This is a genomic window from Sphingobacterium sp. SGL-16 (assembly GCF_011043515.1).
GTDB classification, from domain to species: Bacteria; Bacteroidota; Bacteroidia; order Sphingobacteriales; family Sphingobacteriaceae; genus Sphingobacterium; species Sphingobacterium litopenaei.
This window is the reverse complement of record NZ_JAAKGQ010000048.1, coordinates 1-20,432: the sequence shown is the minus strand read 5'-3', so window position 1 is coordinate 20,432 and position 20,432 is coordinate 1. Positions and strand designations below refer to the sequence as shown.

General features: G+C 35.3%; 20 protein-coding genes, 2 tRNA genes and 1 riboswitch. Of the genes, 8 read left to right on the top strand and 14 right to left on the bottom strand.

Annotation, left to right across the window (positions count from 1 at the left end; all coding sequences use genetic code 11):
• Window positions 1–23: 23 nt before the first annotated feature.
• From G5B32_RS13790 to G5B32_RS13780, 3 genes are all read right to left on the bottom strand, one after another.
• The gene (locus tag G5B32_RS13790) at window positions 24–1,334 is read right to left on the bottom strand and encodes a D-alanyl-D-alanine carboxypeptidase (protein WP_165292101.1); all 1,311 of its coding nucleotides are present in this window, start codon (window positions 1,332–1,334) and stop codon (window positions 24–26) included.
• 236 nt (window positions 1,335–1,570) lie between these two features.
• Entirely contained in the window at window positions 1,571–3,019 is a 1,449-nt protein-coding gene (locus tag G5B32_RS13785) for a dicarboxylate/amino acid:cation symporter (RefSeq protein ID WP_165292100.1), read from the bottom strand.
• Window positions 3,020–3,126: 107 nt separating this feature from the next.
• Entirely contained in the window at window positions 3,127–3,477 is a 351-nt protein-coding gene (locus tag G5B32_RS13780) for a 4Fe-4S dicluster domain-containing protein (protein WP_165292099.1), read from the bottom strand.
• 165 nt (window positions 3,478–3,642) lie between these two features.
• Between G5B32_RS13780 and G5B32_RS13775 the strand changes: the two genes are divergently transcribed.
• The 6 genes from G5B32_RS13775 (at window position 3,643) to G5B32_RS13750 (ending at window position 9,233) form a co-directional block, all read left to right on the top strand.
• Window positions 3,643–4,656: an acyl-CoA reductase gene (locus tag G5B32_RS13775; protein ID WP_165292098.1), complete on the top strand. Its 1,014-nt coding sequence runs from the start codon at window positions 3,643–3,645 to the stop codon at window positions 4,654–4,656.
• Window positions 4,657–4,716: 60 nt separating this feature from the next.
• The gene (locus tag G5B32_RS13770; protein WP_159638101.1) at window positions 4,717–4,920 is read left to right on the top strand and encodes a fructose-6-phosphate aldolase; all 204 of its coding nucleotides are present in this window, start codon (window positions 4,717–4,719) and stop codon (window positions 4,918–4,920) included.
• 5 nt (window positions 4,921–4,925) lie between these two features.
• Window positions 4,926–5,606 (top strand): cell division ATP-binding protein FtsE, encoded by a 681-nt coding sequence (locus G5B32_RS13765; RefSeq protein WP_165292097.1) that lies wholly within the window; start codon window positions 4,926–4,928, stop codon window positions 5,604–5,606.
• Window positions 5,607–5,747: 141 nt separating this feature from the next.
• Complete coding sequence (locus G5B32_RS13760) at window positions 5,748–6,290, top strand: nucleotide exchange factor GrpE (RefSeq protein ID WP_165292108.1); 543 nt, start codon at window positions 5,748–5,750, stop codon at window positions 6,288–6,290.
• 11 nt (window positions 6,291–6,301) lie between these two features.
• Complete coding sequence (gene dnaJ, locus G5B32_RS13755) at window positions 6,302–7,456, top strand: molecular chaperone DnaJ (RefSeq protein ID WP_165292096.1); 1,155 nt, start codon at window positions 6,302–6,304, stop codon at window positions 7,454–7,456.
• A gap of 214 nt (window positions 7,457–7,670) precedes the next feature.
• Window positions 7,671–9,233, top strand: coding sequence for a carboxylesterase/lipase family protein (locus G5B32_RS13750; RefSeq protein WP_165292095.1), 1,563 nt, complete (start codon window positions 7,671–7,673; stop codon window positions 9,231–9,233).
• Window positions 9,234–9,279: 46 nt separating this feature from the next.
• Here the strand turns inward: G5B32_RS13750 and G5B32_RS13745 are convergent, their stop codons facing one another.
• The 4 genes from G5B32_RS13745 to pdxH all read right to left on the bottom strand — a co-directional run bounded on the left by G5B32_RS13745 (window position 9,280) and on the right by pdxH (window position 13,141).
• Window positions 9,280–10,605, bottom strand: a complete 1,326-nt coding sequence (locus tag G5B32_RS13745) for a PDZ domain-containing protein (RefSeq protein WP_165292094.1) — start codon at window positions 10,603–10,605, stop codon at window positions 9,280–9,282.
• 193 nt (window positions 10,606–10,798) lie between these two features.
• Window positions 10,799–11,992, bottom strand: a complete 1,194-nt coding sequence (locus G5B32_RS13740; protein WP_165292093.1) for an NADH-quinone oxidoreductase subunit D — start codon at window positions 11,990–11,992, stop codon at window positions 10,799–10,801.
• A 1-nt stretch (window position 11,993) separates the two neighbouring features.
• A complete protein-coding gene (locus G5B32_RS13735; RefSeq protein ID WP_165292092.1) occupies window positions 11,994–12,491 on the bottom strand; it encodes an NADH-quinone oxidoreductase subunit C in 498 nt (165 codons plus the stop codon).
• Window positions 12,488–13,141 (bottom strand): pyridoxamine 5'-phosphate oxidase, encoded by a 654-nt coding sequence (pdxH, locus tag G5B32_RS13730; protein WP_165292091.1) that lies wholly within the window; start codon window positions 13,139–13,141, stop codon window positions 12,488–12,490. The genes G5B32_RS13735 and pdxH overlap by 4 nt, the downstream gene beginning before the upstream one ends.
• 139 nt (window positions 13,142–13,280) lie before the next feature.
• Here pdxH and G5B32_RS13725 point away from each other — a divergent pair, with 139 nt between their 5' ends.
• Window positions 13,281–13,841 (top strand): YqgE/AlgH family protein, encoded by a 561-nt coding sequence (locus G5B32_RS13725; protein ID WP_165292090.1) that lies wholly within the window; start codon window positions 13,281–13,283, stop codon window positions 13,839–13,841.
• Between the two features lie 260 nt (window positions 13,842–14,101).
• Here G5B32_RS13725 and G5B32_RS13720 read toward each other — a convergent pair whose 3' ends face one another.
• The 7 genes from G5B32_RS13720 to htpG all read right to left on the bottom strand — a co-directional run bounded on the left by G5B32_RS13720 (window position 14,102) and on the right by htpG (window position 19,689).
• Entirely contained in the window at window positions 14,102–14,731 is a 630-nt protein-coding gene (locus tag G5B32_RS13720; protein ID WP_165292089.1) for a hypothetical protein, read from the bottom strand.
• A gap of 269 nt (window positions 14,732–15,000) precedes the next feature.
• Entirely contained in the window at window positions 15,001–16,002 is a 1,002-nt protein-coding gene (locus tag G5B32_RS13715) for a hypothetical protein (RefSeq protein WP_165292088.1), read from the bottom strand.
• A 31-nt stretch (window positions 16,003–16,033) separates the two neighbouring features.
• Window positions 16,034–16,225, bottom strand: a complete 192-nt coding sequence (locus G5B32_RS13710; protein WP_165292087.1) for a hypothetical protein — start codon at window positions 16,223–16,225, stop codon at window positions 16,034–16,036.
• Between the two features lie 151 nt (window positions 16,226–16,376).
• Window positions 16,377–16,450 (bottom strand) — tRNA-His (locus G5B32_RS13705).
• Between the two features lie 620 nt (window positions 16,451–17,070).
• On the bottom strand, window positions 17,071–17,427 hold the full coding sequence (locus tag G5B32_RS13700; protein WP_165292086.1) for a hypothetical protein: 357 nt from the start codon (window positions 17,425–17,427) through the stop codon (window positions 17,071–17,073).
• Window positions 17,428–17,610: 183 nt separating this feature from the next.
• Window positions 17,611–17,684 (bottom strand) — tRNA-His (locus G5B32_RS13695).
• Window positions 17,685–17,799: 115 nt separating this feature from the next.
• Window positions 17,800–19,689 carry a molecular chaperone HtpG gene (gene htpG / locus G5B32_RS13690; protein ID WP_165292085.1) on the bottom strand — a complete coding sequence of 630 codons (1,890 nt, stop codon included), beginning with the start codon at window positions 19,687–19,689 and terminating at the stop codon, window positions 17,800–17,802.
• A gap of 149 nt (window positions 19,690–19,838) precedes the next feature.
• Window positions 19,839–19,933: riboswitch (SAM-I-IV-variant riboswitch) on the top strand.
• A 69-nt stretch (window positions 19,934–20,002) separates the two neighbouring features.
• On the opposite strand from htpG, the gene G5B32_RS13685 reads away from it, so the two are divergent.
• The gene (locus G5B32_RS13685) at window positions 20,003–20,272 is read left to right on the top strand and encodes a 5-oxoprolinase (protein WP_165292084.1); all 270 of its coding nucleotides are present in this window, start codon (window positions 20,003–20,005) and stop codon (window positions 20,270–20,272) included.
• The last annotated feature ends 160 nt before the right edge of the window (window positions 20,273–20,432 follow it).

The following is a 20,432-nucleotide window of genomic DNA, read 5'->3' as shown; positions in this document are numbered from 1 at the left end:
TAAGCTATGCTAAACTAATTTGCCTAGTAATTTTGACGAATAAAAGTCATTATTCGTACCATTTCTCTTCTAATATACGATGTTGGCACAGCATAATTATTATTTAAGAATGAAAAAGCATATTTTCTTCCCGTTCTTGTTACAATATATCCAGACTGACAATGTACAGAATTGATTGTTCCAGTCTTTGCCCAAACAAAAGGTACACCTTGATCCAATGAATAGGCTGATTTTAATGTTCCATCAACACCTCCTGTCGGGAAGAATAAATAACGTTGACTATCATTAGGAACAATTTCTTTGATGGCTAATAATACATCAATCATATTGCGAGGTGTAATCTTATTGTACGTAGACAATCCACTACCATCACGAAGAAATATGGTATCTTGAAAATTATTGTAATATGCATTCTGCATATGATTACGAAGTGAATCCGTATAAAATCCATTAAACAACTTATCCGAAATTAGCATAGTTAAATGTTCTGCAAGAAAATTATCGCTTGGAAGCATCATTTCTCTTAACACTACATTTCTACTAGTAGAATACAACGTTTTCAAATCAGCAGGTCTTTCATAATTTGTCAGCATACCGACTTTCTTTTTCAGCGTATCCTGCAACAATAGCACAGCAAGGCTGTCCGACCAGATAAATGGTTTGTTAGTACTATAATTTTTTGGCACATTCAGATTGGACATCTCAAATTGATTGGAATTCATTTTACGTGAAACCCAAAAATTTCGTTGCATACGTTCTCGAATACTAATGTGCTTATCAAAAAAGCTCGGCAAAGCAACCAACCCTTTTCCATTTGCACGTATTTTCACCAAATTGCCATAAATTGGAAAAGGTGCTATTTCGGGCTGATAGTCTTCTTCGTAATCTTCTATTGACCAGCCATTTCTATACGCTGGTTCACTTGTTTCTTGAACAACATAATATAGTTTCTTATTCGTATTCTTTAAAAACTCGTATACTTTTCGCGTATCTAATCGAGGATGTAAAAAAGTTGGATCGCCAGTTCCCCAAAAAATCAAAGAATCTCCACGTTCTACATAATGTATCCCAGCAATGGAATCCCCAAGATGTTTTAACGAAGCAAATAAAGTATATACTTTCGTATTAGATGCAGGCGTGAAATGTTGATTTTCCTTTTTGCCAAATACCACACGATTACTATCCAGATCATATAAGCAAAATCCATAATGGTGCCTTGGCAGAATAGTTGATTTTGCAAATTCAGCTTCTAAGATATTAAAGTCTTGGGCAAAGGATAAGCTTGTTATGAAATGTATAAATAAACTAGCAATGGAAAGGAATAGCGTTTTCATGTCGAAAAATAATCATTTTTAGATTTTCAATACACAAAACGGCACAATGAAACAAGTTTGTTACTAAGCAAACAGTATCTTATCTTAATTATTTATTCGCATGCTCAAAACTCCTCTTATGGAATATGGGGAATAAATATTTTCAAACTCTTCAATTTTAGGATTAAAAAACCTTAACAAACAAAAGAGCCCCGATAAATCGAGGCTCAATAAATTTTCATTTAATTTATAATTTTCTAATCCATAGACTTCGTCAAAAACTCTGGATCTTGTGAAGCTGTCTCATCAAACTCACCTTCCCATTTTGAGACTACAACCGTAGCAAGACAGTTTCCTATTACATTTACGGAAGTTCTTGCCATATCCATTAATTCGTCAATACCTAAAATCGCAGCAATTACAAACGTTGGTAATCCAAATTGATCTGCAGTTGCAATTAGCACAATTAAAGAAGCACGAGGAACTGCAGCCACACCTTTAGAAGTAATCATCAATGTAAATGCGATCAATAATTGTTGTCCTATGCTTAAATCAATTCCGGCTGCCTGAGCAACGAAAATTGAGGCTAATGACAAATACAACGACGTACCATCCAAATTGAAACTATATCCCGTAGGAATCACAAAAGATACAATCTTACGCGGTACACCAAAACGTTCCATATTTTCCATTGCTTTTGGTAAAGCTGCATCCGAACTCGTCGTTGCAAATGCAATAGAAACAGGTTCTTTAATAGCTGCTATAAATTTCTTAATAGGAACTTTTAAATATAAAGCTACTGGAAGTAGTACTACAAACAAGAAAACTAAAAGTGCTATGTATAAACTCATTAAGAGCATAAATAAATTCTTAAGAATATCGACACCTAAGTGACCAACAGTATATGCCATCGCAGCCCCTACGCCAATCGGAGCAAATAGCATGACCAGATTAGTAAACTTAAACATGGCTTCCGAGAGACTTTCTGTAAAATCAATTAAAGGTTTCCGTTTCTTCTCTTCTACCATCGCCAAGCCGATACCGAAAATCACCCCAAATATTACAATTTGCAATACTTTATTCTCGTATACTGACTTTACAATATTTTCAGGAAAAGAGTCACGGATAAAAGTGTTGAATTTAAAAACACCATGTACACTTTCATCAATGTGAGACAAGGCTTTTTTATCTGAATCCGTAATGGCTGATGTGGTCGGTAATTCTTCATGAGGCATATTTGCAACATCTACGCCCACGCCAGCTTTAGTAAGGTTAATAACTGCTAGACCGATGAAGATAGCACAAGTCGTGGCACAGAAGAAATAGAGCATAGATTTCCATGCCATACGGCCTACAGATTTTAGATCAGAGTGACCTGCAATTCCAAAAACAAGCGTAGCAAATAAGATTGGACCTACAATTGTCTTCACCAACTTGATGAAAGCCTGACTTAAAGGTTGTAAAGATTTGGCTAAATCTGGAAAATCTAACCCCACGAACACCCCTAATACCAAACAAGTCAAAATCCAGGTAGTCAGATTTTTGCGCACTATACCATTAAGTATTAACACTGCTGCTGTAATCCATCGAACAGCTAGCATTACTCCTGGGGCGACATTTACAATGTTAAATTCGTATAAAAAGGTAATTATTATGGCAATGGTTATCGTTATTAGCATAAGATAACCCACATTCTTTTTTGACATGTAGTAGAATTTTAATGTTTAACAAAAATAGAAAAATACCAATGCAACGCAAATAAAAAAGGCACGATTAAATAATCGTGCCTTCCTATAAATCGTTAATATATTTACTACTCAGCGTGTAACCAAGCTTTTTTAGCTAATAATTCTTCTTGAGATTCTACTACATCTTCGTCTTCTACACAACAGTCTACAGGGCATACAGCAGCACATTGAGGCTCATCGTGGAAACCTACACACTCTGTACATTTGTCAGAAACAATATAGTATACTTCATCCGAGATAGCATCTTGAGATGCTGAAGCATCAATAGTAACGCCGTCTCCAAAGTCAATTACACCGTCTAAAGATGTACCATCAGAGAATTTCCAAGGAACACCAGCATCATATATCGCATTATTTGGACATTCTGGTTCACAAGCCCCACAATTAATGCATTCGTCAGTAATTTTTATCGCCATTTATAACCTCACAATTATAATAAATAAACTAATTTTGTAACGTCAAAAGTAAAAATCGGTTTTTAACTTTCATAATAAAAGTATACAAAACCAGTAGGCTTTTTACTTATTTGACATTACAAAGATAAAGCAAATAATTATCAGAATTATTCTAAATAACATATTTTGACAAAGAACGATAGAATTAAGGCATTTTCGCAGCTGGGAGAATGGTTACTCCAACCCGATCAGGACACACTTTGGCGCATCGAAAGTATACAAAATCGCAATCCTTGGTATACCAAAGAAAATATTCTAAAACAGTTTCAAGCAATAGGACAAAACCTTACCGTTGAAAAATTAGAAGCCTGGACCTCGCCCTATGAAGTAACAAAAACTTCCAAAGTAGTAGGATTAGTTTTAGCGGGCAATATTCCTTTGGTAGGCTTTCATGATGTTCTTTCCACTTTGATTTTAGGATTCACAGCGCAAATTAAACTTTCTTCTGATGATGCCGGCTTAAGTACTATTGTATTGAATAAGCTTGTGGATATTCAACCTCAATTCCATTATCAAATTCAAGTCGTAGAAAAATTAGCTGGTTTTGACTTGGTGATTGCTACAGGATCCAATAACACCGCACGTTATTTCGAATACTATTTTGGTAGCAAACCAAATATTATCCGTAAAAACAGAAATTCTATTGCGGTATTAACCGGTAATGAAACAACAGAACAATTGATGCAATTGGGTAATGATATTTTTGACTATTTTGGATTGGGATGTCGTTCGGTATCTAAATTATTTATCCCAAAAGACTACCCTATTGCAACTTTCTTTGAAGCCATAGAGCAACATAGCCCTATTAAAGATCATTATAAATACAATAATAATTACGACTACAACAAGTCAATTTATTTGGTGAATGGTGATAAGCACTACGACAATGGATTCTTGTTATTGAAAAAAGATGAAAATATAGCTTCACCTTTAGCTGTAGTATTCTATCAGGAATATGAAAGCTTACAGGAAGTCGAGGATTATATCAATGCTCGCAAAGAAAACATCCAATGTGTTACATCTTTAGCGCATTTAAATATAGAATCTCCCCTATTTTCATTAGGCGGAAGCCAATGTCCAGCGTTAGATGATTATGCGGATGGCATTAATACTTTAAAATTTTTGACAGCCAACCAATAAAATTGAAATAATAGCGTTTGGGTGGTAAGCAATTGGTAAAAAATTCTAACTTTGTTATCTATGTATGTAATAAAAGTAAAAGGTGTAGCTAAAATCCCTGATTATGTGCAATTGCGTGATGATTCATTTACTTTATTGGCATATTTCAGAGTAGATAGACCCGATAAATCATTAGTGAAGATTGGTTTGGAGGACAAAGCAGAAGAAATCATGAAGATTGTTCAAGAGTTACCTTTTGGTCAAATTAAAAAAATTGAACTTTAATATAAATGGCAGACAATACAGTTATACGTCTTAAAAACGTTGATATATACCAACAAAAACACTTAGTTCTTTCGAATGTCAACCTAGAGATTGGAAACGGCGAATTTATTTATCTTATTGGTCAATCGGGTTCGGGTAAGAGTTCTTTATTGAAAATCATTTATGGCGAACTTCACATTGCAGATGGCGAAGGTTTAGTCGCTGGATTTGATTTAAAGAAACTACGCGAAAATGATGTTCCTTTTTTACGCCGTAAGCTAGGTATAGTATTTCAAGATTTCCATTTATTAAACGATAGAACGGTAGAAAAAAACCTGGAGTTTGCACTGAAAGCTACAGGCTGGACAGACAAAAAGTTGATCCAAAACAAGATGATAGATGTTTTGGAAAAAGTGGGTCTTCGTTCCAAATTACACAAGATGCCACACGAACTTTCGGGTGGTGAGCAACAACGTATTGTAATTGCACGTGCATTATTGAATGATCCAGAAATTATCCTTGCCGATGAGCCAACAGGTAACTTAGACCCTGCGACTTCAGAAGAAATTATCTTGTTATTACGAGACATTGCGGCTTCGGGCACTGCGGTATTGATGGCTACACATGATTACCAAATTATTCGCAATATGCCATCACGTATCCTTCAAACTGCTGATGGCGCATTACACGATAATGTAAGCATCTAAGAAACTGACAAAACTTATGTAATCCGACATTTTGGAAGTGTACTTACAGCAAACACTGACAAGGTGTCGGATATTTTTATAATGGCAAAATTATTGGTAAAAGTATTTGAGCTATTCAAATATCTTAAAAATAGTGTGATGATGAACGAAAAAGAGAATATCCAAGACGAGAATTTAGAGCAAAACGAGAACAATCAAGAGCAAGAAACAGCGCAAGAGCAAGCAGCAGAGCTATCGCAAGAAGAAATTCTTTCGAACAAATTAGCAGAAGCAAATGACAAATATGCACGTTTGGTTGCTGAATTTGACAATTATAAAAAACGTACATCAAAAGAGCGCGTAGAACTTATCCAAACTGCCGGTCAAGGTGTAATTTCAAAATTATTGACCGTATTGGATGATTTTGACAGAGCATTGAATGCTATGGCTACAGCACAAGACGTGGAATCTGTGAAGCAAGGTGTTGAATTAGTAAACAACAAATTCCGTAAAATCTTAGAAAACGAAGGTTTGAAAGAAATGAATGTTGTAGGCGAAGCGTTTGACGCTGATTTCCAAGAAGCAATTACAGCTATTCCTGCTCCTAATGAGGACATGAAAAACAAAGTAATTGATGTCGTGGAAAAAGGTTATACATTAAATGAGAAAGTAATCCGTTTCGCTAAAGTAGTGATTGGACAATAATATAAAAGTAAATGTCAAAGAGAGATTATTATGACGTACTTGGCGTATCACGCCAAGCTGACGCTGCAGAAATAAAATCGGCATATCGTAAGTTAGCCATTAAGTATCACCCAGACAAAAACCCGGGTAATGCAGAAGCAGAGGAGAAATTTAAAGAGGCGGCTGAAGCTTACGAAGTATTAAGCAATCCAGACAAAAAAGCACGATATGATCAATTTGGTCATGCAGGTAATTCAGCTGGATTTGGCGGTGGTGCTGGTGGTGGCATGAATATGGATGACATATTCAGCCAGTTTGGTGACATTTTTGGTGGCGGTAATCCATTTGAAAGTTTCTTTGGTGGTGGCGGTGGGTCACGTGGCGGACGTCGTGTACAAAAAGGAACGAATCTTCGCATCAAAGTCAAATTGACTTTGGAAGAAATTGCTAAAGGCGTAGAGAAAAAAGTAAAAGTAAATAAACAAGTCGTTTGTCATACTTGTGATGGTACGGGTGCCAAAGACAAATCTTCATTCCACACTTGTAAAACTTGTGGTGGTCAAGGTTCTGTAAGACGCGTTACCAACACGATATTAGGTCAAATGCAAACTACTAGCACCTGTCCTACTTGTAATGGTGAAGGTGTAGAAATCACAGCTAAATGTACGACTTGTCGTGGTGATGGATTAGAAAGAGGTGAAGAAACAATCTCTATCAATATCCCTGCTGGTGTAAGCGAAGGCATGCAATTGTCTATGAGTGGCAAAGGTAATGCTGCGCCTCGTGGTGGTATCCCTGGAGACTTGATCATCTTAGTAGAAGAAGTACCACACGAATCATTGAAACGTGATGGTATCAACGTTATCTACGATTTGTATATCAATTTTGCTGACGCAGCTTTGGGTACAAGTGTAGAAGTCCCGACTATCGATGGTAAAGCTAAAATTAAAATCGATCCAGGAACACAAGGTGGTAAAATCTTACGCTTAAAAGGTAAAGGTATTCCTGAAGTAAATTCTTATCACAAAGGTGATCAATTGATCTATGTGAATATCTGGACTCCGAAAGCAGTATCATCTGAAGAAAGAGAAATCTTAGAAAAACTAAAAGGTTCGGCTAACTTCAAACCGCAACCAGGCAAAAGTGAGAAATCATTCTTCGAAAGAATAAAAGAATACTTCGAGTAATCTATACACATGATTCTAGTTTGAAATCCCCTCAAAGTTTTGACTTTGAGGGGATTTTTATTTAATAAACAACCTTCTACCCCATTTTACATTTTTACCCTTATTTTGTTAAAAAGAGCTATTAAGTTTCCTTTATTTTCTATTTCTTGCAATCATAATCCATATAATTTTGGATTACTCAATAACCAATTGAAAAACATATAAACTAAATTCTATGAAAAAATCGAATTGCTTATTAGCTTGGGCTGGGCTACTCGTTGTTTCTTTAATAACAGCCTGCAGTTCATCCACTAAGACCCACGAACCTGTAGCAAAAACGACTTATGGTATAGTAAAAGGTAGCTATCAAGACACTGTTTATGCCTTCAAAGGAATTCCTTATGGTAAAGCAGAACGTTTTCAATCTCCACAAGATCCTGATGCTTGGAGCGACACTTTAGTGTGCGACAAATTTGGACCTGTAGCCAAACAAATCGTAGCATGGATTCCTGATTCTACGATGGATGAAAAAAAACTATTTAGTGTCAATGTGTGGACACAAGGTCTTAAAGACAAGAAAAAAAGACCCGTGATGGTATGGTTACATGGGGGTGGTTTCTTTGTGGGAAGCAGCAATGACCCTATGACTTACGGAGAAGCGATGGCTAAAAAAGGTGATATCGTATTTGTTTCTGTAAACCACCGTCTTAATATATTAGGATTTTTAGATTTGTCTGCTGCTGACAATAAATATGCACATTCTGCCAATGCAGGCATGCTCGATATTGTAAAAGCATTAGAATGGGTTAAAAATAATATTACTGAATTTGGTGGCAATCCAGATGATGTGACCATTGTAGGGGAATCTGGTGGCGGCGGCAAAGTCGGTACGTTAATGTGTATGCCTTCGGCTAAAGGATTATTCCACAAAGCTATTATTCAAAGTGGTACTTTAATTAATACCATGACGAAAGAAAAATCTCAAGCATTAGGAAATGCTGTGTTAGAAAAACTAGGCATCGCAAATAATGAATTGGATAAATTAGACACAGTAGATTACTTCCGTCTTGTAAAAGCTGGTAATGACGCTGTAGCTCAACTTTCCGGTGGTCCTCGCCAACCGGGCAATCCAACTATGTTTGGCTTTGCGCCTTCGGCGGATGGTGATGTTTTGTTACAACAACCATTCAGTCCTGGATTTGCAGATATCTCCAAAGATATTCCTGTAATGATTGGTTCTACTTTAAATGAAATGATGCCAGTAGCATATGCCGAAAAGAATTTAACATTGGAAGAGGCTAAAAAGCGTTTGGAAAAAACATATGGCGAAAAAACAGAGGAATTCATCAATTTATATAAAACCGCTTATCCCGACTTTACGCCACAGGATTTACTTTCTGTTGATGTAGTATTTAGACCTTTTACCATTCGTACAGCCGATGCACGTTCTAAAGAAACTACCACACCTGTATATGCTTATTTCTTAGCTTGGAAAAGCGGTGTAGAAGATTCGACAAAAGGTTCTTTTCACGGACTTGATATTCCATTAGCTTTCTATAATGTGGACTTGAGACCAGACTGGACAGGTAATACGGCAGAAGCTTGGAAACTTTCAGATAAGATGAGTTCAGCATGGTTGAATTTTGCTAAGCACGGTAATCCAAATGTAGATGGGGTTTTACCGAAATGGGATCCATATACTGCAGAGAATGGCGTGACTATGTATTTTGATAATGAATCCAAAATAGTCAACAACCATGACCGAGCATTAATGAATTTTATGCGCCCACTTGATTAACTATTTATAAAGGACTAGTTGTGAGAGCGTAGTCTCTTGCAGCTAGTTATTCTTTAGCTAGGGACAGAGGATCTTCTAACCTAAACTCCACAACCATCTTTTTGTTTTCCCGTTCAATCTCAATCTTGACCAACTTATCCTCACCTGCTTGCAGTTTGTTTTTAATATCTTGTAACTTCATTTTTCCTACCTTACGTCCATTTATTTTAGTTAGCTTATCCCCTACTTTGATACCCACATTTTCTGCAGGAGAATTTGGCCGGACCTGATCAATAACATAGCTAGCATGTAATTCTATAAGGTAATTCACTTCTGTGCTAAAATTGATTGTAGTACCCCCTTCATTCCCTCTTTCCACAAAATTTGTAACCCGATGTCGTACAAATTCAAAACCCGAATGTACTATTTCCAGACCACTCATATCCAAGGTATAAGGCTTCTTGAAATTTCGATTTGTTCGTAAATAGACTGTCCCGTTGGTATAATCCAAAATCACATAAAATCGACTCAATATTTGATTACCAATCGAACCAACTCTTCCTTTTACTATTCTTTCTCGATCATAACTATTTGTATCTGGATAGGATACTATAGGCAAGGGAATAGTATAGTCTCCTATTATTAATTTTGAAATTCTATTTTTAAGCCCAAACACTGCTCCATTAAAACCAAAACCCAAATAGTCACGAATATAAGGCTTGGCAATAGTATAATTTTCTAATTCCGGAGCAAACAGCATCATTGGATCTGAATTTCCTAAATCCAAAAGCAATTTCTGTTGTGTATACGTATTTTTCGGTGTGACAAAATCAACAATACTATAAGCACGATCATTTTCAATAGAAATTGGATAAGCGGTATATTTTGCGATATTAATGCCCAAATCATCCACATTGCGCGCTATAACGATCTTTTTCTTTATATAATCTATTGCCACTCCATTGGTTCGAAAAAACGCACTACCCAAAATGCCATGAATGTGTACACCTATATTTTTAGAAAGATTAAATGCGGTATCCGTTATTACATATAAGTGATGCGAAGTATCTACAGCAGAACCTATTTCCAATCTATTATGTCTGGACATCAGACCACTGATGGGTTTGCCAATTCCAAAACCTTGAAAAGTAAACGCTGATGTATTTTTTAGGCGTAGAGAATCCACCTCACCAAATAATAAGGTCTCTTTAACACCATTATCTAAGATAAATGTAAGCGGTTCCGCATTCAGTTTCACGGAGACGACGATGAGATTGTTAATAATTTCGAAAGGAATAACACATTGCGTCTTTTCGGAAGGCAACAACCAAACTTGTCCAATGGCGAGTTGAAAATTCACTATTACGAAAAAGAATAATAGTAGACGTCTCATGGAAATAAGTATTGGTTATCTGATTTGAATATAAAAAAAATAAAGCAGAGTATCTAAAAAAAGAAAGAGCCTACAACAGGGCTGTTGTAGACTCTCCTATTAACCAATTATAAACTTAAATTATGAGACTACAAAAGTACAAAATTTAGTTTACTATGCAAATTTTTTATGCGTTTTTTTGCGTTTTTATTCCTTATCGATCCACTTCTCCTAATACAATATCAATGGATCCTAAAATTGCTATTAGATCAGCAATTAATACTCCTTTGCCTAATTCAGGAAGAACGGATAAATTATTAAAACTTGGACCACGTGCTTTAACACGTCTTGGAATATCAGATTTGTCTTGTGTTTCGAAATAGAATCCTAACTCTCCTTTTGGGTTTTCTGATCTTACATAATATGATTGTGCCTTTAAGTTTACTTTTTTAGGCACTAAAGCTCTGGGATCAAAATCAGGCAAACGCGCAAAGTCCGACATTAACCTATCCAAACATTGCTCAATTATCTTTAGGGACTCACGCATTTCATCTACCCGAACTTTATAACGGTCCCAACAATCGCCTACAGTTCCTGCTAAACCTTGACCTACTGGAATCTCGAAATCCAATTCTGGATAAACAGAATAGCCATCAACACGTCTTAAATCCCATTTAATACCACTTGCTCTTAACATAGGACCAGAACAGCCATAATTTATAGCTACCTCCGCCGGTAGAACTCCAATATTAGCGGTACGTTGAATAAATATTTCGTTATTAGTCAGAATCTCATCCAATTCGTCCAATTTAGGTCTAAAGTACTTGACAAAATCCACGCATCGCTCTTCAAAACCTACAGGTAAATCGTAAAATAAGCCTCCTACCCAAATATAGTTGTATAGCATACGAGATCCCGATGCCCACTCCAGCATATTCATAATATGCTCACGATCTCTAAAACACCACAAGAAAGGTGTGAATGCACCTATATCAATCCCATAGGTCCCGACAGCAATTAAATGCGAAGCAATACGATTCAATTCACATACCAGTACGCGAATATATTCCACACGCTTTGGTAATTTATCTTCGATTCCTAACATTCGCTCCACCCCCATTACGAAGCTGTGGCTATTATTCATAGAAGCCAAATAATCCAATCTGTCCGTAAATGGAATGGATTTACCATAACTCATTGACTCTGCATGCTTGTCAAAGCAACGATGTAAATAACCTAAATGAGGAATCACATCTTTAACAATCTCACCATCTGTAATGAGCTCCAAACGCAACACACCATGCGTAGATGGATGTTGTGGCCCCATATTAATAACCATTTCGGTAGAACCTACGCTGGCTATTTTGTCTATATATTTTTGATATCCTTGATTGTATTTTTCCAGCATATTATTCTCCTTTTATTGGGATACCGTGGTATGACTCTGCATCTTCATAATCCTTGCGCAATGGAAAGCCTTCCCAATCATCAGGAAGCAAGATACGTCGTAAGTCAGGATGTCCTGTAAAATATATCCCCATCAAATCAAAGGCTTCTCGTTCATGCCAATCCGCAGTACGCCATACGCTAGCTACTGAAGGTATTTCTGGAAGATTTTCTGCAGTACGATTTTCAACAGTCAATTCTACGCGAATAGTCATCTGAGTTTGATAAGGTAACGAAGCCAAATTATACACTAGGGCAAAGCGATTTTCAGGATGATAATCCACAGCGGAAATATTAGCCAGAAAATCAAAATAGTATGATGGCGAATCACGTAAATAAAGACAAAGCTCAGTGAGGATATCTTCACTAACAATGATGGTATCTTGTTTAGCACCTTCTACTAAACTTATCTTAGACTCTCCAAACTTTTGCTGGAGGTCATTCACTAAATTTTCTATCATGGCGCTAATCTATTTTTAGTCCAAACATTATGCTCTTTACGATAAACTATACGATCATGCAGTCTTGAACTTCTTCCTTGCCAGAATTCAAAGCGAACAGGTTTTACCAAATACCCACCCCAAAATTCAGGTCGTGGAATATTTTCCAAATCTTTATACTCCTGCTCTTTGTTCAGCACATTACTTTCTAACACTTCTCTATTTGCAATAATTTGAGATTGTGGAGAAGACCATGCACCTATTTGACTTCCTTTTGGTCGCGATGCAAAATATTCATCCGAATCTTCGGCAGGCAAAAAACTCACTTCTCCTTCGATACGTACCTGTCTTTGTAGCTCACCCCAGAAAAACAATAAGCTCACTTTAGATTGTCGTGCTATATCTTGTCCTTTTTGACTCGTATAATTTGTAAAAAAACTCAATCCATCCGCTTTCAGATCCTTTAGCAAGACTACACGTGTCGATGGATAACCAGCTTCATTTATAGTCCCTAATACCATTGCATTTGGTTCTAACACATGAGAATCCAATGCTTGATTAAACCACAATTGAAACTGTTCGAAAGGATTCTGTAAGGTATCGTTTTCCGACAAAGATCCTTTTGAATAATCTTCACGTATCGCTGCTATATCTTTATGTTCTATCGCCATGAATACTTTGTTAACTTTATCACAAACTTACTAAAAGCGTTATAAAAATCTACCTACAAAGTCGATTAAAAGATGGAATTTTATCTTTCGGTTATCATTTTTTTTGTAGATTTAGCTATAACAAATACGGAAACTAACTATGTTCAATGCACATACGCCAAAACAAGGTAGTTTGTTACTATCTGAGCCCTTCATGCTAGATCCAAACTTCGAGCGTTCTGTAGTTTTACTTTGTGAACATAATGAAGATGGTACTGTAGGTATGATTTTGAATCATCGCTCACAGCTTCTACTTTCTGATGTTATGGATATAGAAGTCGTAGATTTCCCGCTTTACATTGGTGGTCCTGTGCAGAATAATGCGGTATTCTTTCTGCACCGAGCAATAGATAAAATTCCAGATAGCACCCATATTTACGAAGATATATATTGGGGTGGAGATTTTGATCAAGCCATAATGATGATTAATGAAGGCTATTTATCTACGGACGAAATCAAATTCTTTTTAGGGTATTCGGGTTGGACAGCAGGACAGTTGGGTGAAGAGATAAATCAAAATTCATGGGCTGTACATAATAAATTCAGCACAGAATTAACCTTCATAACCGACGGCGAAGATCTTTGGAAACAAGCTTTAATTAGCTTAGGACCGAAATATGCTCATGTCGCAAATTTTCCTAAGAGCCCAAATTTGAATTAATATCTAATTCGATAGTATTTAATTTAATAATTGGGTTCTGGATTATAACTTATTAAAATGGGATTCTAAGAACTAGTACGAAAAAGCCTTATATTTTTAAAATCAGTTGAGAGCAAATCAACAAATCCTAACACATTTATACAAAACTTAGCAAAGTATATTTTATAAAACAACAAAAGCGAAACTTTTTTTGTCTCGCTTTTATCAATTAAGTACAACTAACTGATTATTGGTTAATTAATTTTATTCCTTCTAATTAATTACAGTGCTATTCCTAAATTAAGTAAATCTTTTTTTGAATATGTCCGAGGCAAATTATCATACTGGACCTCGGGCTTATACGACGGACTTTTTATAATATTTTCATAATTAGAATCACGAATACAACGTACATTTTTAAAACTAGAAGATATTATACCAAGCGTATTATTCAACAAGGAAATATTTAGTAAATCCGTCGTAGTAACAGCTTTTCGATCTTCTGATACAGGAACAAGCAACACTTCTCTCGCTGGATATGTCAATGCAAGATAATGCTGAGCTCCAACAGTAGCTACGTTGATGACACCACCAAGACCTAAGTCAATAGTAGGATCAAAAGTCCACAGATGCCCCGAATTGTATAAAATCCCACCTGACTCAAATGTTTCAAAAAGTGAAAGTGAAAGTAATGGTTGAGCATCATCTAAACTAGTAGGAAAATTAACAAGAGAAAAACTTGGGAGATATCCATTTAAAGGAAAAACCAATCCCCCTGGTGAACCGTAGCCCATTCTATTATTCGGAAGGGTAGAATTAAATTCTGCATATGAATTACTAACATTTCCACCTAGTAATATCTGAATCAATAAATCTAAAATATTACCTACGAGACCGCTAGATGTAACCATACTCGCTTTGCTAAAATCACTATTGCTTGGCGTCTTCCATCGTTTATACGGATAGACTAAGCTACAAGCATCAATTGGTGTAGCCGTCCTAGTCGCTAATTGTAAAGGAACATATCCTCTAAATGAAAATAGTGTTCTATAATCCGTAGTCTGATTATTATGCGGATAAAATCTATACCGATGCGTAGATACTGTATCATGCCTGTATAAATTGGCAGGCGCCCACTCTACAGTATTATATGTAATACCTTTCGCTAATAAATCTGCTTTTAAACTTCCACTTCCCCAATACCTACAGTTACATTCGAAAAACTAAATGGAAGAGATGTTTTTGTAGAGGTCACATTATTAGTCGTTCCAGCTAATCCATTAGACACTGTATAAGTTATTGTCGGTACAGTAATAGATAAGGAATTATCCCCTGGACGAGAAATAGCTTCAACACTATGGAGATAAGCAACTTTTCTATAGCCCCCACCTACATTCACGAAACCTGAAGTATTTAATGTAAGAGTCTCGGCATTCACATTCGTAACAGCAGAGACAGTTTGGTTTCTTAAGTTAAAGTTTCCCGTCTTGATAATTCCCGAAGGGAAGACTACTTGAAGATTAAAAATATTATGCGCATTCGCTCCTCGAGTGTCTATATCTACAGCCAGACGAGCTGTCTTCCGCTGAAAAAGAATACTAATTGGTGTATTGCCATATTGATTAATCGTCAGCTGATTACTAGCAAACAGAAAATCTTTATTTATCCCCATAGAAATATCTAAAGACTTAGCTGGCACTGTAATATTATCTTGAGTATTATAAGAATATGCATACCATTTGTAGGTCTTGCCATGTACTACTCCTATCGTGTCTGTAAGGGTGACGGAAGCATTAGAAGTTAAATTAAGTGTACGCCAATGATTCTCGGTATCTCCATTCACTTCGAATAATTCCACTCTATATTTTATCCCTGGCGACATTTTTGTCGAAGCCATTAAATTTTTTGCAATGGATTTTCGATTATCTTCCGTTTCAAAGTAGCTCAGCGTGCTAATATCGTCATACTCCTTATACTGAAAGTTATTTATTGGAGATCCATTTTTCGTATATAAAGAAGCATTTGCATCTGGAAGATCTTCTTTTATCCCATAAACGGTAAATTGCAGTACAGCATTAGTAGTTATTTCCTGTGAATTATATGTTTTTTCACAACCGAAAACAAGAAAACAAACTAAAACAACTACAATAGATTTTATTGTATCAGAACAAATATTATTCATAAAAATTTTTAATAATTAAGTTTGGTTTTAGTTAAAACTCATAGGTACTGTTACTTTGTGAACCAGCATTCCAATCCTCAATATCTGGACTAAAATCTTGACCAGGATTTCCAAAAGTTACTGTAGCTGAAGACGTACAGAGAGATTCTTCTGCGAAACATTCTGCTAAGACAATAGAGGGAACGACATATTTCCTCTTGCCTTCTTTGATAATTAAAGACATAATTAGTGTGTATTTTTGTTTCTCAAAAGTAAGATGCTGCTTAAAAAAATTTCGTTAGCGTGCTAATAATGGTTGTGATTGCTCAAAAGTAAAATTAATTTTTTTTTAAAAACCAAAAAAGCTTCAAGAAAATTCTTGAAGCTTTGGGGAGGGTAAGTAATCGGGCTCGAACCGACGACCCCTAGAACCACAATCTAGTGCTCTAACCAACTGAGCTATACCTACCGTGTTTTGTTGATGCAAAGATAGTAAAAAACGCATTTACTGCAATAGCAGAATAAAAATTTTAGGCTAATAAATAATCATAATTTACTAAAATCCTTGAAATGAAAGACTTTAATTTTTGGATTTCAGGTGAACTTGATTCATTTTATGCTACTATTGGTGATATTTTTACAATTAAATATCCAAATTGGAGTGAAGAAAATTTATATGATTTTAATTAAGATATAGTAAGCAAAGAAATTTTTAAATTTGATGATTTAGATTTTTTTAACATCATCATAAAATGTACATATCAATTTCTTTTTCTTTGTAAATTCTTAAATTTTTGATTGATAACCTATAACTATAGAAATCTTTATAAAAATCTTCAAAATTTTCATTACTTAATCTAATATTCTCAAAACTTATTAAAGTTTGAAATAAACCATTATTGATAACTTTTTCTAATAACTGTATCAATTCAACTTCTAAAATAGATGAATGAAGATATATATTTTCAATATTTCTAGTACTAGTTTTGGAAATTATTGTTAAGCGCGTTTTCCAATCAATGCGTCCAACATTTGCAACAAATACACCATCATATTTTTGATAAAGTCCTATTTTTTTAAGGAATATTTTTAAACTTTCTTCATCTCATCCATTGCATCATCATTTACACCATTTATACTAGCAATTTTTTCAAAAACACTATTATGATCTTTTATTAATTTGTTTAATTTTGATGATAATACTTCATAATATTTTCTTTTATCATCTTGTCTTTTATAGTGTACGAATAAATAATAAAAAATTAAGGAGGCTACATAAGAGTAACATATTTTTAATATTATATTAGAAAATGTATAAGCACTAGGGAAAATTTCATCATAGCTATATCCAATAAATTCAATAAAAAAAATAATTATTATTGATATGTACAGAATGTATTTTAATTCTTTACGAAGATTTTTAAAATTAGTAAGATAAGTACTCATACTGTATTAGGTTATTTGATTATAAGGCATTCCGTTTCGGAATTACCGTCATGAATATACAGCAAACTTTATAAATTAAAATAGGGACTATCACTTTTCTAATTTATTAATTAACAATATGCTTTAAGGAGTAATTTAGGTAAACAAAAAAAGCCTCTCATTTCTGAGAAGCCTTTAGAAGCGGGTAAGTAATCGGGCTCGAACCGACGACCCCTAGAACCACAATCTAGTGCTCTAACCAACTGAGCTATACCTACCGTGTTTGTGCTACAAAAGTAGTAGAAAACCGTATTGTATGCAAATATTTCTACACAAAAAAACCTCATTATGCAATAACACAATGAGGATTAAGGAATTATTTTTTGATTTGCATTAAATCATCTCTACGCTACGCTTAACAAAGGATGTTAAATCCGCTCCTGTCAACAATCCGCGAGACAATAAAGCCAAGTCGAAGGCTTGTTTTGCTAATTTCTCGGCTTCTTCTTCCGAGCTTTCAACGATACGTTTTACTAATGGATGGTTACCGTTCACCGTTACTTTGTAGTTGTCTGGTAAGTTGCCATAGAAGCCCATACCGCCACCCGTTTTTGCCATATCTTTCATACGACGCATAAACTCATCCAAAGTTACTGATACTGGCAATTCGTCCGCTGCCAACGCTTCTACCTGCACATTCATATCGGTACGGCTGATTGCTTTTGTGAATAATTCAGAAGCTTTTTTGCTTTCTTCTTCCGATAAAGTCAACTCAATTTTTTCATCTTTTTTAATCAACTTATCGATTACATCCGAATCCACACGTTTCAATTGTACTTTCTCGCCACCTTTTTGTTCCAAATAAGAAGCAAAGTGTGTATCCAATGGCCCATCTAATACTAATACATCATAGCCTTTTGCTTTTGCATTAGCGATAAAACCATCTTGTTGTGCAGCATCCGACGTATATAAGTAAACGATATTACCGTCTTTGTCCGCATTGATATCTTTTACTTTCTCGTAGTATTCTTTGATGGTAAAGTTTTCACCTTCAGTATTTTTTACCAAGCAGAATTCATTTGCTTTATCCGCAAATTTCTCTTCGCTCAACATACCGTATTTGATGAATAGACCGATATCATTCCATTTTTCTTCAAAACCTTTACGATCTGATTTGAAGATTTCTTGCAATTTGTCTGCTACTTTCTTCGTAATGTAATTGCTAATTTTCTTCACATTACCATCCGCCTGCAAGAACGAACGCGATACGTTCAATGGAATATCTGGAGAATCAATCACACCATGCAACAACATCAAATATTCAGGAACGATATCCTTCACCTCATCCGTGATAAACACCTGACGGGAGTACAATTTGATTTTATTGCGTTGGATTTCTAATTCATTCTTGATTTTAGGGAAGTAAAGAATACCAGTTAGATTGAACGGATAGTCTACATTTAGATGAATCCAGAACAAAGGCTCGTCAAATGTATTTGGATATAATTCACGGTAGAATGCCAAATAATCTTCGTCTTTTAATTCGGATGGTGCTTTTGTCCAAGCTGGATTCGTATTGTTGATGATATTATCAACTTCTACCGATTTGTATTTTGGTTTACCTTCTTCGTCTTCGCCATCTGGTTCAGAAGAAGTTTTCGTTCCGAAACGAACTTGTACAGGCAAGAATTTAGCGTATTTGTCTAAGATTTCTTGCAATCTGAACTTGCTTAAGAACTCTTTTGAGTCTTCGTTGATGTGCAAGATTACATCCGTACCACGAGTAGTACGTGTACCCACTGAGATTTCGTATGAAGTACTACCATCACACACCCAGTGTGCAGCCTCTGCCCCATCTTGGTAAGATAATGAATCAATCTCTACTTTATCAGCCACCATAAATGCCGAGTAGAAACCTAAACCAAAGCGACCAATGATTTCATTTGCATCATTAGCCTCTTTGAATTTTTCCATAAATTCTGTTGCACCAGAGAATGCGATTTGGTTGATATATTTTTTGATCTCTTCGGCAGTCATACCAATACCGTTATCCGAAATGGTAATCGTTTTTGCTTCTTCATCGAATTTTACGTCAACAACCAACTCTCCCACCTCGCCATTGAATTGACCTAAAGAAGAAAGACGTTTGATTTTTTGTGAAGCATCGACCGCATTGGAAACAAGTTCACGAAGGAATATCTCATTATCTGAGTAAAGGAATTTTTTGATTACCGGAAATATATTCTCGGTATGAATCGAAATAGTGCCTTTTTCTGTGCTCATATATTTTTAATTTTTCAGTTTAAATTTTACGCATAAGATTTATCAAGGTACGTTCCAAAAGAATTCTTTAAGACATTTTGACAGAGTAAGTGTCAAAATGAAAATATTTTAATTTTATTTTTAAGTTTAAAATAAAGTCTACTATATTTGTAGAGTATTCAGAATTGCAGTACGCAATACCAACCGAGTGAAGTCACCGCGGTGGTAAGATAATACGGGTTTCGTGCCAAAATAAACGTACTAAACAACGCTTATTTTCCCTAAAAAGTTTCTGGATACAATTTATGGTTTAACCTTTTAAATTTTAAATTGTATGTCAAACACAACTGTACACTTGTATCAACACTTAATCGAAAAATTCAGCAATTATTCGATTGAAGAACTTATCCAACTCAACAATGAAACTGTAAAAGGAAAAGGTTGGGGTTCAGCAAAAGCAACATTTAGAACAGCAATTATTACAGCTTTCTCGCGAAAAGGAATCGACTTGTCGCAGATAATTTCGAAAGACGATGGCTTCACAACCGTGAAATCCGTCCCTGTTCGATTGGAAGATAATACACTTGTTCCACTAGCTTATTAAAAATTTCTACAACAATAATTTTGAATCTTTTGCCAGAAGATTATGCAAAAAGAGACGCAATGCGTCTCTTTTTTAATTGATAATAGAGAATTGACAATTGTTAATTGAGAATTGAGAATTGAGAATTGAGAATTAAAATTACGTCATCGTAAGTTTGTAT